The organism is uncultured Cellulomonas sp., from assembly GCF_963527515.1.
Taxonomy (GTDB): domain Bacteria; phylum Actinomycetota; class Actinomycetes; order Actinomycetales; family Cellulomonadaceae; genus Cellulomonas.
In genome coordinates, this window is the sequence record NZ_CAURTV010000095.1 from 1 (window position 1) to 14,428 (window position 14,428).

The 14,428-nt window shown below is 75.0% G+C and carries 12 protein-coding genes and 1 pseudogene; 8 read left to right on the forward strand and 5 right to left on the reverse strand.

Annotated elements, in window-relative coordinates; translation table 11 throughout:
• The 6 genes from RYN42_RS16440 to RYN42_RS16465 form a co-directional block, all read left to right on the forward strand.
• Positions 1-577 (forward strand): M15 family metallopeptidase (locus tag RYN42_RS16440; protein WP_315097887.1); only part of this gene is annotated, 577 nt, incomplete at its 5' end.
• A 57-nt stretch (positions 578-634) separates the two neighbouring features.
• Positions 635-1,798 carry an AAA family ATPase gene (locus tag RYN42_RS16445; RefSeq protein WP_315097888.1) on the forward strand — a complete coding sequence of 388 codons (1,164 nt, stop codon included), beginning with the start codon at positions 635-637 and terminating at the stop codon, positions 1,796-1,798.
• Positions 1,799-1,864: 66 nt separating this feature from the next.
• The gene (locus tag RYN42_RS16450) at positions 1,865-2,302 is read left to right on the forward strand and encodes an OsmC family peroxiredoxin (protein ID WP_315097889.1); all 438 of its coding nucleotides are present in this window, start codon (positions 1,865-1,867) and stop codon (positions 2,300-2,302) included.
• A gap of 187 nt (positions 2,303-2,489) precedes the next feature.
• Positions 2,490-5,486 (forward strand): FAD-binding and (Fe-S)-binding domain-containing protein, encoded by a 2,997-nt coding sequence (locus tag RYN42_RS16455; RefSeq protein WP_399552515.1) that lies wholly within the window; start codon positions 2,490-2,492, stop codon positions 5,484-5,486.
• Between the two features lie 9 nt (positions 5,487-5,495).
• Positions 5,496-5,792, forward strand: coding sequence for an MTH1187 family thiamine-binding protein (locus RYN42_RS16460; RefSeq protein ID WP_315097890.1), 297 nt, complete (start codon positions 5,496-5,498; stop codon positions 5,790-5,792).
• 147 nt (positions 5,793-5,939) lie between these two features.
• A complete protein-coding gene (locus RYN42_RS16465) occupies positions 5,940-7,304 on the forward strand; it encodes a hypothetical protein (RefSeq protein ID WP_315097891.1) in 1,365 nt (454 codons plus the stop codon).
• Positions 7,305-7,311: 7 nt separating this feature from the next.
• On the opposite strand, the gene RYN42_RS16470 is transcribed toward RYN42_RS16465, so the two are convergent.
• The 3 genes from RYN42_RS16470 to RYN42_RS16480 are packed head-to-tail and all read right to left on the reverse strand — an operon-like array spanning position 7,312 to position 9,966.
• Complete coding sequence (locus tag RYN42_RS16470) at positions 7,312-8,286, reverse strand: alpha/beta hydrolase (RefSeq protein WP_315097892.1); 975 nt, start codon at positions 8,284-8,286, stop codon at positions 7,312-7,314.
• Positions 8,283-9,242 (reverse strand): zinc-binding dehydrogenase, encoded by a 960-nt coding sequence (locus RYN42_RS16475; protein WP_315097893.1) that lies wholly within the window; start codon positions 9,240-9,242, stop codon positions 8,283-8,285. The genes RYN42_RS16470 and RYN42_RS16475 overlap by 4 nt, the downstream gene beginning before the upstream one ends.
• Positions 9,243-9,258: 16 nt before the next feature.
• Entirely contained in the window at positions 9,259-9,966 is a 708-nt protein-coding gene (locus tag RYN42_RS16480; protein WP_315097894.1) for a maleylpyruvate isomerase N-terminal domain-containing protein, read from the reverse strand.
• A gap of 91 nt (positions 9,967-10,057) precedes the next feature.
• Here RYN42_RS16480 and RYN42_RS16485 point away from each other — a divergent pair, with 91 nt between their 5' ends.
• Positions 10,058-10,588 carry a hypothetical protein gene (locus tag RYN42_RS16485; protein WP_315097895.1) on the forward strand — a complete coding sequence of 177 codons (531 nt, stop codon included), beginning with the start codon at positions 10,058-10,060 and terminating at the stop codon, positions 10,586-10,588.
• Between the two features lie 5 nt (positions 10,589-10,593).
• On the opposite strand, the gene RYN42_RS16490 is transcribed toward RYN42_RS16485, so the two are convergent.
• Both RYN42_RS16490 and RYN42_RS16495 read right to left on the reverse strand, forming a co-directional pair.
• Positions 10,594-11,838 carry a homoserine O-acetyltransferase gene (locus RYN42_RS16490; protein WP_315097896.1) on the reverse strand — a complete coding sequence of 415 codons (1,245 nt, stop codon included), beginning with the start codon at positions 11,836-11,838 and terminating at the stop codon, positions 10,594-10,596.
• Positions 11,839-11,844: 6 nt separating this feature from the next.
• Entirely contained in the window at positions 11,845-13,245 is a 1,401-nt protein-coding gene (locus RYN42_RS16495; RefSeq protein ID WP_399552516.1) for a bifunctional o-acetylhomoserine/o-acetylserine sulfhydrylase, read from the reverse strand.
• A 384-nt stretch (positions 13,246-13,629) separates the two neighbouring features.
• Between RYN42_RS16495 and RYN42_RS16500 the strand changes: the two are divergent.
• Positions 13,630-14,428, forward strand: a pseudogene (locus RYN42_RS16500) (glycoside hydrolase); the annotation flags it as partial.

Genomic DNA, 14,428 nt, shown 5'->3' on the forward strand with positions numbered 1-14,428 from the left:
CGCGGCGGTCGCCGAGGTCGCCACGCTCGCCCTCACCGTGCAGGAGACCGCCGAGGCGAAGAAGGCCGCCGACGCAGCCGCAGCGCAGGCCGCCGCCGACGCCGCCGCAGCCGCCGAGGCCGCTGCCCAGGCCGCCGCGGAGCAGGCCGCCCAGCGGGTCGCGTGGAAGAAGTCGCTGCTCGGGTACGCCAACGGCAAGATCCCCGACTCCGCGCTGTGCGAGGTCAGCTTCGACTCCTCCGTGCGCCTGCGCTGCGACGCCGCGGAGCAGCTGGACGTCCTGAACGCCGCCTACAAGGCGCACTTCGGCACGGACATGAAGGTCAGCGACTCCTACCGCTCGTACGCAGGCCAGGTCATGTGCAAGCGGACCAAGGGTTACCTGTGCGCGACGCCCGGCACGTCGAACCACGGCAGCGGCGTGGCGATCGACTTCGGCGGCGGCATCGAGAGCTTCGGGACGCGGCAGTTCAAGTGGATGCAGTCCCACGCGCCGGATCTCAGCTGGACGCACCCGTCGTGGGCCCAGCGCGGCGGCAGCAAGCCCGAGGCGTGGCACTGGGAGTACACCGGCTGACCCGTCCGGGCGGACGGAACGCCCGGAACCGGGCGCCGCGGCCCTACGATCGGGCGCATGAGCACCTCGGCCGAGCCGGGGCGGACCTGGCCTCTGGTGGGCCGTGCCGCCGAGCTCGACGACCTCGACGACCTGCTGTCGACGGCCGTCGACGGGGTCGGCGTCACGGTGCTCCTCGAGGGCGAGGCCGGCGTCGGCAAGACGAGCCTCGTCGACGCCCTGCGGGGCTCGGCCCGGCTGCTCGACATCGAGCTGCGCACCGCGCAGGCGTCCGGGTGCGGGGCATCGCCGTTCGCCCTCCTGTCGGACGCGCTGCTGGTCCGGTCGCCCGGGGCCTCGTCGGGACGGGGGCCGGTCGAGTCCGAGCTCGCGGACCTGCTCGACGCGATGGACGCCGACCCGGTCCGCTCCGTGGCGCGGTATGAGCGGGCGGCCGAGCTGTTCGCCGCCCTCCTGCGCCGGCACGGGGACACGCGGCCGTGGGCCCTGGTGCTCGAGGACGTGCACGAGGCCGACGCCCCCTCGCTCGAGGTCCTGCTGCAGCTGGCGCACGAGGGCGCGGTGCCGCGGGCGCTCGTCGTGCTCACCATGCGTCCCGTCCCGTACCGGCCGGAGCTCGCGGAGGTGGTCGCCGCGTGGACGCGCGCCGGTGCGCGGTACCTCGAGCTGCGGCCGCTCAGCCCGCGCGCCACGGTCGAGCTGGCCGAGAGCCTGGTGGGCGGCCCCGTCGGGCCCTCCTTGCGCGGCACGCTGGCCACGACCGGCGGCAACCCGCGCCTGGTGGTGGACGTGGTCCGGACGGCGCGCGACACCGGCGCCCTCGTGTCGGGCGACGGCGTGCTCGACACGGCCGGTGCGCTCTGGCTGACCCCGCTCGACGAGGTGGTCCGGCAGCGCGTCGAGTACCTGGGTCCCGAGGTGCTGGCCCTGCTCGGTCAGGCGTCGGTCCTCGGCATGTCCTTCGTCATCGCCGACCTGGCCTCGGTGGTGGGCGAACCGGTCGCGGACTGCTGGCGCACGCTGCGGCACGGGCTGGCCGCCGGCGTCGTCCGCGCGCGCGGCGACCGCCTGGTGTTCGGCCACGACCTGGTGCGCGGGGCGCTGTACAACGGCCTGGACCCCGAGACGCGCCGCGCCCTGCACGCCCGCGCCGCATGGGCGCTGCGGCAGGCCGGCGCGCCGTCGCAGATCGTCACGGCTCACCTCGAACGCGCGCGCTGAGCGCCGCGGCTGCCTAGCGTGGGCGGTGCGGCCGTCCAGGTCGTGACCCCATCCCGAGGAGCACCCATGCCCACGCGCACGTCACGCACCGCCTGGAACGGCACGCTGATGGAGGGCTCCGGCCAGGTCGAGCTCACCAGCTCCGGCGCCGCGACCTTCGACGTCTCCTTCCCCAAGCGCGCCGCCGAGGAGGCCGGAGGGACCACCAGCCCCGAGGAGCTCATCGCCGCCGCGCACTCCTCCTGCTTCGCCATGCAGCTGTCCGCCGTGATCGCCGAGGCCGGTGGCACGCCCGTCGCCCTGGAGGTCAGCGCCGACGTCACGCTGCGCCCGGACCCGGCCGGTGGCTTCCGCATCTCGGGCATCGCCCTGACGGTCCGTGGGGAGGTCGAGGGTCTCGACGCCGACGGCTTCCGCGCCGCCGCCGAGAACGCGAAGGCCACCTGCCCGGTCAGCAAGGCCCTCACGGGCACCGAGATCACCCTGGACGCCTCCCTGGCCTGACCCCTCCACCACCCGCAACGTCCGAGCAGATGGAGCCCCTGACCTGCATCTGCTCGGACGTCGCACGTGAGGACTCCGCTGCGTCCGAGCAGATGTCGCCTCTGGCCCACCTCTGCTCGGACGCTGTGGGGTTCCATCCCTCGGTGACGTGTGCGGGGCACGGGTGCGCCGGTGGGAGACTGCCCGCGTGGTGGCCGTGACCGAGACCGTGGCAGAGGACGTGAGTGGCGCCGACGTCGTGCAGGCGCTGCGGTCCGCGCTGCGCGGGCGCGTCGACGACACCACGCGCCGGCGCGCCGAGTACTCCACCGACGCGTCCAACTACCGGGTGGTCCCGCAGGTCGTCGCGTTCCCGCAGGACACCGACGACGTGCTGGCCGCCCTCGAGGTCACGCGGTCCCTCGGGGTGCCGCTGACGGCTCGCGGGGGAGGCACGTCGGTGGCCGGCAACGCGGTCGGCACGGCAGTCGTCCTCGACTTCTCGCGGCACGTCAACCGGATCCTCGAGATCGACCCGGCCGCGCAGACCGCCCGTGTCGAGCCGGGTGTGGTGATGGCCGCCCTGCAGAAGGCCGCGGCGCCGCACGGGCTGCGGTTCGGTCCGGACCCCTCGACGCAGGCGCGCGCGACGCTCGGCGGGATGATCGGCAACAACGCCTGCGGCCCCCGTGCGGTCGCGTACGGGCGCACCGCCGACAACGTGCTGGCCCTCGACGTGGTGGACGGCACCGGCCGGCGGTTCGAGGCGCGCTCGGGCGTCGGCGCCCTGGACGTCGTCCCGGGTCTCGACGCCCTGGTCCGTTCCCACCTCGACGTCCTGCGCACCGAGCTGGGCCGGTTCGGCCGGCAGGTCTCCGGCTACTCCCTCGAGCACCTGCTGCCCGAGAAGGGCACCGACCTGGCCAAGGCGCTGGTCGGGACCGAGGGGACCGTGACCACCCTGCTCGGGGCGACGCTCCGGCTGGTGCCCGTCGCGGCGGCCCCCGTGCTGGTGGTGCTCGGCTACCCGGACATGCCGACGGCGGCCGACGCCGTCCCCGCGCTGCTCGCGCACGCACCGTTGGCCATCGAGGGCATGGACTCCCGGCTGGTGGACGTGGTGCGCCGGGTCCGCGGAGCCGCCGCCGTGCCGCCGCTGCCCACCGGAGGCGGCTGGCTGATGGTCGAGGTCGGCGGGGACACGCTGGAGGAGGCCCTGGACCGCGCGCACGCGCTCGCGGCCTCCGCCGGCACGGTCGAGGTCGCGCTGTTCCCGCCCGGTCCCGAGGCCGCGGCGATGTGGCGGATCCGCGAGGACGGTGCCGGCCTGGGCGGCCGCACGCCGTCCGGCGCGCAGGCGTGGCCGGGGTTCGAGGACTCGGCGGTGCCACCCGCGCGGCTCGGCGCGTACCTGCGCGAGCTGGAGGCGCTCATGGCGTCGCACGGCGTCGACGGGCTGGCCTACGGGCACTTCGGCGACGGCTGCGTGCACCTGCGTCTCGACATCCCGCTGGAGCGCTCGGGCAACCCGCTGCGCGCGTTCATGACCGACGCCGCGACCCTGGTGGCCAGCCACGGCGGCTCGCTGTCCGGGGAGCACGGCGACGGCCGCGCGCGCTCGGAGCTGCTGCCGGTCATGTACTCGGAGCAGGCGATCGGGCTGTTCGGGGCCTTCAAGGACCTCCTCGACCCCCGCGACCTGCTGAACCCGGGCGTGCTGGTCCGCCCCCGCCCGCTCGACGCGGACCTGCGCCGTCCGCACGCCCGGTCGTTGCTGGCCGACGGGCACGGGTTCTCGTTCGCGCACGACGCGGGCGACCTGACCACCGCGGTGCACCGCTGCGTCGGCGTCGGCAAGTGCCGGGCCGACAGCACCGCGACCGGCGGGTTCATGTGCCCGTCGTACCTGGCGACGAAGGACGAGAAGGACTCCACCCGCGGCCGTGCGCGCGTGCTGCAGGAGCTGGCCAACGGCACCCTGGTCAGCGGCGGCTGGTCGTCGCCCGAGGTGCACGAGTCGCTCGACCTGTGCCTGTCCTGCAAGGCGTGCTCGTCGGACTGCCCCGCGGGCGTGGACATGGCGCAGTACAAGTCCGAGGTGCTGCACCGCACCTACCGCCGGAGGCTGCGCCCGGTGACGCACTACGCGCTCGGCTGGCTGCCCCGCTGGGCGCGGCTGGTCACCGGCGTCCCGGGGCTCGCGGCGCTGGCCAACGCGGTGCTCGGGGTCCGTCCGGTGGCCCGGGCGGTGCTCGCCGGCGGCGGCATGGACACCCGACGGCAGATGGTCACGTTCGCGCGGCAGCCGTTCCGGGCGTGGGTGCGCGGCGCGGGCCGGGGATCGGTGACCCTCACAGGATCCGACCACGGCGGCCGGCAGGGGACCCGGGGCGCCGTCCGGGCGCACGCGCGCGACCAGTTCCGCGGCCGCCCCGGCAAGGGCACGGGCGGCAGCGGCGAACGCAAGCCGCAGGTCGTGCTCTGGACCGACTCCTTCTCCGACACCCTCTCGCCCTCGGTGGCGCGGGCGGCGGTCGCCGTGCTCGCCGACGCGGGGTACGAGGTGCTGGTCCCGCAGGAGAGCGCCTGCTGCGGTCTGACCTGGATCACCACCGGCCAGCTGGACGGCGCGCGCACGCGTCTGACCCACCTGCTCGGGGTGCTCGGTCCGTTTGCGGTCAACGGCATCCCGATCGTGGGGCTGGAGCCGTCGTGCACCGCGGTCCTGCGGTCCGACCTGCTGGACCTGCTGCCCGACGACCCGCGCGCCGTGGCGGTCGCCCGCGAGACGCGCACGCTCGCCGAGCTGCTCACCGCTCCCGCGCCGATCGGGCCGGGCGATCGCTGGCGCGTCCCTGACCTGTCGGGTGTGACCGCCGTGGTGCAGCCGCACTGCCACCACCACTCGGTGATGACCTTCACGGCCGACCGCCGCCTGCTCACCGAGGCGGGTGCGCAGTTCTCGGCGCTCGCGGGCTGCTGCGGGCTGGCGGGCAACTTCGGCATGGAGAAGGGGCACTACGAGGTGTCGGTCGCGGTCGCGGAGAACGCCCTGCTGCCGGCCTTGCGCGCCGCGGCCCCGGGGGACGTCTACCTGGCCGACGGCTACTCGTGCCGCACGCAGGCCGACCAGCTGGCCGACGTGCAGGGCGTGCACCTGGCGGAGCTGCTCGCGGCACACCTGCCGGCGTCGACGCGCCCCTAGGCTGGCCGCATGCTCGTCGCCTTCTCCGTCGCCCCGCTCGGTGCGGGCGAGTCCGTCACCGCCGCCGTCGCCGATGCCGTGCGCATCGTCCGCGAGTCCGGGCTGCCCAACCGCACCGACGCCATGTTCACCACCCTCGAGGGCGAGTGGGACGAGGTGATGGACGTGGTCAAGCGCGCGACGGAGGCCGTCGGCCGGCACGGCAACCGCGTCAGCCTGGTGCTCAAGGCGGACATCCGGCCCGGCCACGACGACCAGCTCACGGCCAAGGTGGCCCGCGTGGAGGCGGCGCTCGACAGCCTGTGACCGATCTCGTCCAGCACCGTCCGGCGGACGGGCTGACGCGCTCAGCGTGCTGTGGGACAGTGAGGGCGCAAGCGCGCCGGTCGGGGTGCGCAGGCGCACAACGGGAACGTGCCGCGGGCGGCGGCGTGCCCAGGAAGGCCGGGACAGATGCCCATCTTCGAGCTCGACGAGGGTCGGCCGCGCCTCGTCCAGCCGATGCAGCCCCTGACCGGATCCTTCGCCCAGGAGTGCGCCGCGCTCCTCACGCACCACCTGGCCGCGATCGCCGGCGAGCCGCTCTTCGCGGTCCGTTCCCGCAGCGGCTCGCCCGACCACGCCGACCTGCCCGAGCTGCTCGCCCTCGACCCCACCGGCCGCGCGGTCGTCATCGACGCGGTCCAGGTGGTCGACGACGACGCCGTCATCTCCGCCCTGCGGCACGCCGGCGCGGCCGGCCGGATGACCACCACCGACCTCGCCCGCGCGTACCACCCGGACCCCAGCCGCTTCGCGGTCGACTTCGCGGCGTTCCGCGAGCAGGCCGCGTTCGGCGCCCAGTCCAGCCGGCGCGAGGGCGTGCGCCTGGTGCTGCTCTGCTCGGAGGTCGCCGCCGAGGCGGGGGACACGCTCGGCTTCCTGCGCGGCCCCGGCCGCCACGTGGACGTCCTGCAGGTCGGTGTGGTGCGGGGCGTCGACGACCGTCGGCTGCTCGACGTCTCCCCGCTGGCCACCCACGAGGGTGCCCGCCGCTCCGTCGAGCCGACCGCGCTGCGCCTCGTCCGCTCGAGCGAGGGGTTCACCGCGGGCGCTCCGTACGAGCCCCCGATCGCCCCCGTCGGCCCCGTCCGCACCCCGGCCACCGGGGAGCTGCGTGCCGTCACCCCGCCGCCGGCGACGCCCGCCCCGCCGGCCCCCACACCGCTGCGCGCGCCCTTCGCCGAGCCCACACCGCGCCCGAGCCCGCTGCCCGCTCCGACCCGGGCGGCGGACAAGCCCCGCACGACGACGATCCACGAGGCGCCGACCACCCTGACCCCCGTGGTCGGCCTGCGCTCGGCGGCCGACCAGGCCGCCCCCCGCGCACCCCTGCGCGAGCCCGCCGGCCCCAGGCCGTTCCTGCCCGTCATCTCCTCGACCTTCCCGGTGGCCCCCCCGACGACGCCGATGCCGCCGGCCCCGCCCACCCCGCCGACGACGCCGATCCCGCCCGCGCCGACGCAGGACATCGCGCCCGTCCCGGAGCCCCGGCCGGACGGGCACCTGCAGGCCCTCCCCGAGCTGGCGACGCTGGCCAAGAGCCGCCGCGCGATCACCACGCTGGTCTGGATCCGCGCGCGCCGGGGTCAGCGGCTGGTCGCGATCCTGCGCACCGACGGCCTCATCGAGCTGCCGACGGGCGAGGTGTTCGCCGAGCCCGACGACGCGGCGTCGGCCGCGGTGTCGGCGGAGAACCCGGTCGACGGCTGGCGCACCTGGCGGCTGGGCGAGGCCGGTCCGACGCTCGCCGAGGCCACGGGCATCCTGCGCCCGTAGCGCTCCGTCAGTCCCACCCGTACGCGGAGGTCCAGCGGTCGATCTCCGCGTAGTACCGCGCGCGCACCGGCCTCGGGGACAGGGCGAGGTCGTGCACCCCGTCCCGGATCCGGACCACGGTCACGTGGGTGCCCAGCTGGACGGCGCGGCGGACCACCAGCTCCACGTCCAGGACCACGTCGGCGTGGCGCATGTCCTCGCTCCACCGCGGGCTGATGACGGTGCGGCTGGACACGAGCGCGAGGATCGGCAGCTCCAGGGACAGACCGCGGGCCACCCGGGCGTGCCCGGCCATGATCGCCTGCAGCCACCCGGCGCGGACCGGGAACGAGGGCGTCGGCCGCCAGGTGGCGTCGTAGGTCCACTCGCCGCCGCTCGCGCTGCTCAGCGTGCGGGCGTAGTAGCCGGGGTCGATGTTGGGCAGCGGCGCCTTCGGCTGGAACCGGGCCACGCGCGCGACCGCCGGGGCGCTGAGGTGCCGCAGCACCGAGGACCCCTGCAGCTCCAGCCACGGGCTGTTGAGCACCAGCCCGCTGAGCTCGCCGGGGTGGCGGTCGGCCCACAGTGCCGCGACGAGCCCGCCGGTGGAGTGCCCCATCACCATGACGCGGGCGCGTGCACCCAGGTCGCCGGTGATCACGGCGAGCGACGCCTCGAGCTCCTCGTCGTACGTCTCGAGGTCGGCCACGTACCCGGGGGTCTGCCCGGGGCGCAGGCTGCGGCCGTACTTGCGCAGGTCCAGGGCGTAGAACGCGGCCCCGCGGGCGTGCCAGTACTCAGCCAGCCCGGTCTGGAAGAAGTAGTCGGACCAGCCGTGCAGGTAGAGGATCGCCCGGGACGGGCGCAGCGGCTCCGGCGTCGGCGGCGCGTACCGGACCAGGCTGGCGACCACGTCGCCCTCGTCGTCGGGCCGCAGTGCGAGCGTGCGGACCTGGAAGTCGGGGCCGAGGACGTCCTCGGCCCACTCGCCGCCCGGGCTCATGGCTCGAGGACGATCTTCCCGAACTGGCTCCCGTCCACCAGGCGTCGGACGGCGTCCCGCGCGTCGGACAGGGGGAACGTCGAGTCCACCAGCGGGCGCACCCCGGTCCGGGCCAGGAACGCGAGCAGGTGCTGCAGGTCGTCGCGCGTGCCCATGGTGGCCCCGGCGACCGTGATCTCCTGGAAGAAGATCCGCGTGAGCTCGGCGGGCTCGGCGTCGCCGCTGGTGGCGCCCGCGACGACGATCGTGCCGCCCGGCCGCACCGAGCGGACCGAGTGCGACCACGTGGCCTTCCCGACGCTCTCGAGCACCACGTCGACCCGCGGCACCCGTGCACCGGGCTCCACCGCGGACGCGGCGCCGAGCGACAGCGCCCGGGCGCGGCGCTCCTCCGACCGGCTGGTGACGACCATCTCCAGGCCGGCCGCCGCACCCAGCAGGATCGCCGCGCTGGCCAGCCCGCCGCCCGCCCCCTGCACCAGGACGCGCTGGCCGGGGGTCGCGCCGCCCGAGCGGAAGAGCATCCGGTACGCGGTGAGCCACGCGGTCGGCAGGCACGCGGCCTCCACGAACGACAGGGCGGCCGGCTTGTCGACCAGGTTCCACGTGGGCACGGCGACCTGCTCCGCGAGCGTGCCGGGGTAGCGCTCGGACAGCAGGCTGCGCGGCTCGTCGGCGCCCACTCCGTGCCCGCTGGTACCACCGATCACGCCGTGGACCACCACCTCGCGCCCGTCGGACGTGACCCCGGCGGCGTCGGTGCCCAGGATCATCGGCAGCTGCTCGGCCCGGATGCCGACGCCGCGCAGCGTCCACACGTCGTGGTGGTTCAGCGCGGCGGCGCGCACGTCCACCACCGACCAGTTCTCCCGCGCCTGCGGGGCCGGCCGGTCGCCCACCTCCAGGCCGCTCAGGGGGTCGTCGGACGAGAACCGGGCGGCGTAGGCGGCGATCACCGGCCCAACGTATCGGCTAGAGCAGCGGCAGCATCCGACCGAGGTCCGGCACCGCGTCGGAGGTGTAGCGCGCGTGCAGGGCCACGGCCAGCTGGTCGACGTCGTACTCCTGGCGTCCCGCGGCGAGGCGGACCCACGTGCGGGCGTCGGCCACCTCCAGGCTCCAGCCGCCGCGCGCGACGACGATGTCGAGCAGCGCGTCCGCCACCAGCTGCAGGGCGCCGGGGTTCACCGGGTCCGGGCCGCGCGACACCGACCGCGCGAGGTCGTCGGCGTGCACCACCAGCTCGAGCACGCGCGAGACGGCCATGGTGCTCAGCAGCACCGGGCCGCGGCGGGCCTGCACCACGTGGTCGTCGGGACCCAGCTCGTCGAGCCGAGCGAACGCGGCCCGCGCGCGGGCGTCGACCGCGGCCAGCGGGTCGCCGGCGATCTCGACGGCCAGCTTCCGGGTCGTCTCGGCGATGTCCGCGGCCCGGTCCCGGTACGTGCCGACGTACTCGCCGAGCGACAGCGGCACCGTGCCGTCCGGCACCGGCGCGCACACGGCGAGCGCGTCCATCGCCCTGCCCACGTGCGCGACCAGCTCCGCGACGGTCCAGCCCTCCAGCACCGACGGGTCGTCTGCGACGTCGTCGTCGACCACCTCGCCCACCCAGGACCGCAGCCGGTCCCACTGGGCGTGCAGGGCGGTGCGGGCGTCGGCGAGCTCTGCGGAGGGCATGGCGACCATCGTGCCCCTCCCCGGGATCGGTCGCCCGTACCGGGTCCGGAAATCACCTCGTCGCACCCGACGGTTCCGCCAGGATGGCCGGGTGACCGAACCTGTCGACTTCGTGCCCTGGGACGCCCTCGGGTATCCGGGCTCCACGCTCGAGACGACCCCGGCCGCCTCGCGGCGGAGCACCATCGAGGTCGTCGCACCGCAGGGACGCGCGGCACGGGTCGCGCCGGGCGCGCAGCGGCGCACCGACGAGGTGACCAGCGCCGGGACGCCGTGGGTCCTCGCGCGGGACTGGCGGGGGGCGATCGCGGTGCGCGACGGCGTGACCGGTCAGACCGTGGCCGAGGTCGGCCGGGCGGGCTGGGGCAGCAGACGGTCCGGCGTGGTCGACGGGCGTGCCGTCCGCTGGGAGTCGGCGGGCCTGATGACCACGAGGTTCCGCTGGGTCGACCCGGCGGGGGCGGTCCTGCTCGAGGTCCAGCCGCGCGGGTTCCTGCGCCGGCACCTCGACCTGACCGTCGGCACGGAGCGGCTGCCCGGCCCGACGGTGCTGCTGCTCGCCGCGCTGTCGCGGCACCTGGTGGCCGACGCCGACGAGGCGGCCAGCGCGGGCGGGAGCTGAGCCGGCTACGGCCGCCGCGCGCCCTGCTCGAGGAACTCGTGCACGGAGGCGCCCACCAGGTCCTCCTCGATGAGGAAGCCGTCGTGGCCGTAGTCGGAGTGGATCGTGTGCAGCGAGGCGCCCCGGATCCCCGCCGCGATCCGCTCGGACTGCGCGGGCGGGAACAGGCGGTCGGAGTCGACCGCGATCACGAGCGCCCTGGCCGTGATCGACGCGAGCGCCTCGGTGACGCCACCCCGGTCGCGGCCCAGGTCGTGCGTGATCATCGTGCGCGTGAGCACCACGTAGGTGTTGGCGTCGAACCGGCGGCTGAGCTTGTCCCCGTGGTGGTCCAGGTAGGACTGCACCGCGAACCGGCCGCCTTCCAGCGGCTCCTCCCCGCCCTGCGGGATGCGGCCGAACCGCGTGTCCAGCTCGAGCGGGCTGCGGTAGGTCTGGTGCGCGATCTGGCGGGCCAGACCGAGTCCCACGTGCGGGCCCTCACCGTCGGGGGCGTCGTAGTAGTCGCCGTCGCGGTAGCGCGGGTCCGCGCGGATCGCGGCCAGCTGGGTGTGGAACCCCGCGATCTGGTCCCCCGACGTCTGCGCCGCGGTCGCGATGGCGGCGACCGCCTCGACCCGCTCCGGCGCGCTCGCCGCCCACTCCAGCACCCGCAGGCCGCCCAGGGAGGCGCCGATGACCAGCGCCCACGAGTCGATGCCGAGCAGGTCGCTCAGCCGGATCTCGGCGGCCGCCTGGTCGCGGACGGTCAGGAGCGGGAACCGGCTGCCCCAGGGCCGGCCGTCGGGGGCCGGTGAGGCCGGGCCCGTCGACCCCTGGCACCCGCCCAGGACGTTGGGCGCGACGACGAACCAGCGGTCGGTGTCGATCGGCGCGCCCGGACCCACCATCGACGACCACCAGCCGGGCGTCGGGTGCCCGTCGCCCGCCTCGCCGGTCACGTGCGAGTCGCCGGTGAGCGCGTGCAGCACGAGCACCGCGTTGGTGCCCTCCTCGTTCAGCTCGCCCCAGGTCTCGTACGCGAGCCGGACGGCCGGCAGCCGCCCGCCGGACTCGAGCTTGAGCGGGCCCAGGTCGGCGAACTGCCGGCGCCCCACGGGGTCGCCGTCGCGCCAGGCTGCGCTCGCCGGCACCAGCGGGCGGTCCGGGGGTGCCGCGCGGGACCCGAGGGTGCGCGGTCGTGCCGGGCGCGCCACCGACACGTCGGAGCCCGTCCGGGACCCCGACGGCGTCGGCGGCGTGCTGCTCATGATCGGTCAGGCACCCTTCGCTGCGCGGAAGCCCGCATCCAGGTCCGCCAGGATGTCATCGATGTGCTCGATGCCGACCGACAGGCGGACCAGTCCCGGCGTCACGCCGGACAGGGCCTGCTCCTGTGGAGTCAGCTGGCTGTGCGTGGTCGACGCCGGGTGGATGACGAGCGAGCGGACGTCGCCGATGTTCGCCACGTTGGAGTGCAGCTCCAGCGCGGACACGAATGCCTGACCGGCCTCGGTGCCACCCTCCAGCTCGAACGCGAGCACCGCGCCGGCGCCGCGCGGCGAGTACTTCAGCTGGGCCGCGTGCCACGGGCTCGACTCGAGGCCGGCGTAGTGCACGCGGAGCACGTCGTCGCGCGCCTCCAGCCACGCGGCCACCTTCTCCGCGTTCTGCACGTGCCGCTCGATCCGCAGGGACAGGGTCTCGATGCCCTGCGCGATGAGGAAGGCGTTGAACGGCGAGATCGACGAGCCGAGGTCCCGCAGCAGCTGCACGCGGGCCTTGAGGATGAACGCGAGGTTGACGCCGAACGCGCCGCCGACGCCGAGGTCCCGCGCGAACACCAGGCCGTTGTAGGACGGGTCGGGGGTGTTGTAGTTGGGGAACCGCTCGGGGTGCTGGGCGAAGTCGAACGAGCCGCCGTCGACGATGACGCCGCCGATGGCCGAGCCGTGGCCGCCCAGGTACTTGGTGGCCGAGTGCACGACGATGTCCGCGCCCCACTGCAGCGGGTTGATCAGGTACGGCGTCGCGACCGTGTTGTCCACGATCAGCGGGACGCCGACCTCGTGCGCCACCCCGGCGACCAGCTCGATGTCGAGGATGTCGGCCTTCGGGTTGGGGATGGTCTCCGCGAAGAACAGCTTGGTGTTCGGGCGGACCGCGTCCTTCCACGCCTGCGCGTCGTGCGGGTCCGTGACGAACGTCGTCTCGATGCCCAGCTTCGGGAGCGTGTAGTGCAGGAGGTTGTACGTGCCGCCGTACAGGGACGGGCTGGCGACGACGTGGTCACCGGCCTCGGCGATGTTGAGGATCGCGAGGGTCTCGGCGGCCTGGCCGGAAGACACGAGCAGCGCGCCGACGCCGCCCTCGAGGTTGGCGATCCGGTTCTCGACGACCTCCTGCGTGGGGTTCCCGATCCGCGTGTAGATGGGGCCCAGCTCCGCGAGGGCGAACCGGTTCGCGGCCGTCTGGGCGTCGGGGAAGACGAACGACGTCGTCTGGTAGATCGGCAGTGCTCGGGCGCCCGTCGTCGGGTCGGCCTCCTGGCCCGCGTGGATCTGGCGGGTCTCGAAGTTCCAGCTCTCGTTGCTCATGGTGCTGCGCTCCGTTGTCGATGGATCGTCGATGGATCGTGTGGTGGGCAGGATCCGCGGAGGGCCTCGGGCAGCCGACATCCGTCCCGCGGAGGGAGGTGTGGCGCACGGGTCGAGCCATGGCTCGGGCGGGGTTTCTCAGGGGCCGTCGTGGACGGCGACCTGCCCGCGGGCACAGCCGAGCGTGCGCTGGGTCAGCGACACATTCGGCAGGTCATGTGCTGACAGTAGGTGGGGACGTCCGCTGACTGGAACAACCGTCTCAGCATCTGGGCGCGCGTCCCTGGTCCTGCCGGTGCCCATGTGAGGCGAACGGGTGATCCGATCGCGATCCCGTCCGGTTCGTCCCAAAGCACATCCGTGTGACTCGTGGGACTGATGTGACAGATGTTCTCTTCTGAGGTTTGCGCAGGTAGCGTCCTTGCGAGATCGACCCGTGAACGACACAGCTGGAGGACCCCGCAGGTGAGCGCTCGACCGACGCACCGCCGTGCCGCGCTCGCGGGCGCGCTCGTCGTCGCGCTGCTCGCCGCCGGCGCCTCCAGCGCCCTGGCCGACCCGACCCCGCCCTCCGCGCAGGACGTCAAGGACGCGCAGGGCGCGGTGCGGTCTGCGGAGCGCTCCGTCGCCTCGATGGAGATCCGCCTCGCCCAGCTGAGCGCGCAGACCGAGGCTGCCGAGCTCGCGGTGCTGCAGGCAGGCGAGGCCTACAACCGGGCGGTCGTCGACGCCGACGCCGCCGAGCAGGCCTCCGCCGACGCCCTGGCCCGCTCGACCGACGCCGCAGCCGCCGCCGAGGACGCCCGCCGTCAGCTCGTGGCGATCGCCCGCGAGGTCGCCCGCTCCGGCGGCTCCACCGACCTCCTGCAGGCGCTGCTCTCCTCCGACGGGTTCCAGGACGTCGCCCGCCGGACCACCGCGCTGGACCGCATCAGCGGCAAGGCCGACGAGGCCGTCCAGGAGTACCGCGCGACGCAGCTGGTCGCCACCACGCTGGCCACACGCGCCACGCAGGCAGCCGACGACGCCAAGGCCGCCAAGGCGTCCGCGACGGACGCGCTGGCCGCCGCCGAGCAGGCCGAGGACGACGCCGCCGCTGCGCTGACCGCGGCAGCCGCCGAGCGCGACTCCCTCATCACCTCCCTGGCGGCCGCCCGCCAGACCAGCGCCGACGTCGAGCGCGCCCGTCAGGACCACGTCGACCAGCAGCGACGCGAGCGCGAGGACGCCGCAGCACGCGCCGCCGCCCTGCGCCCGGTCGCCC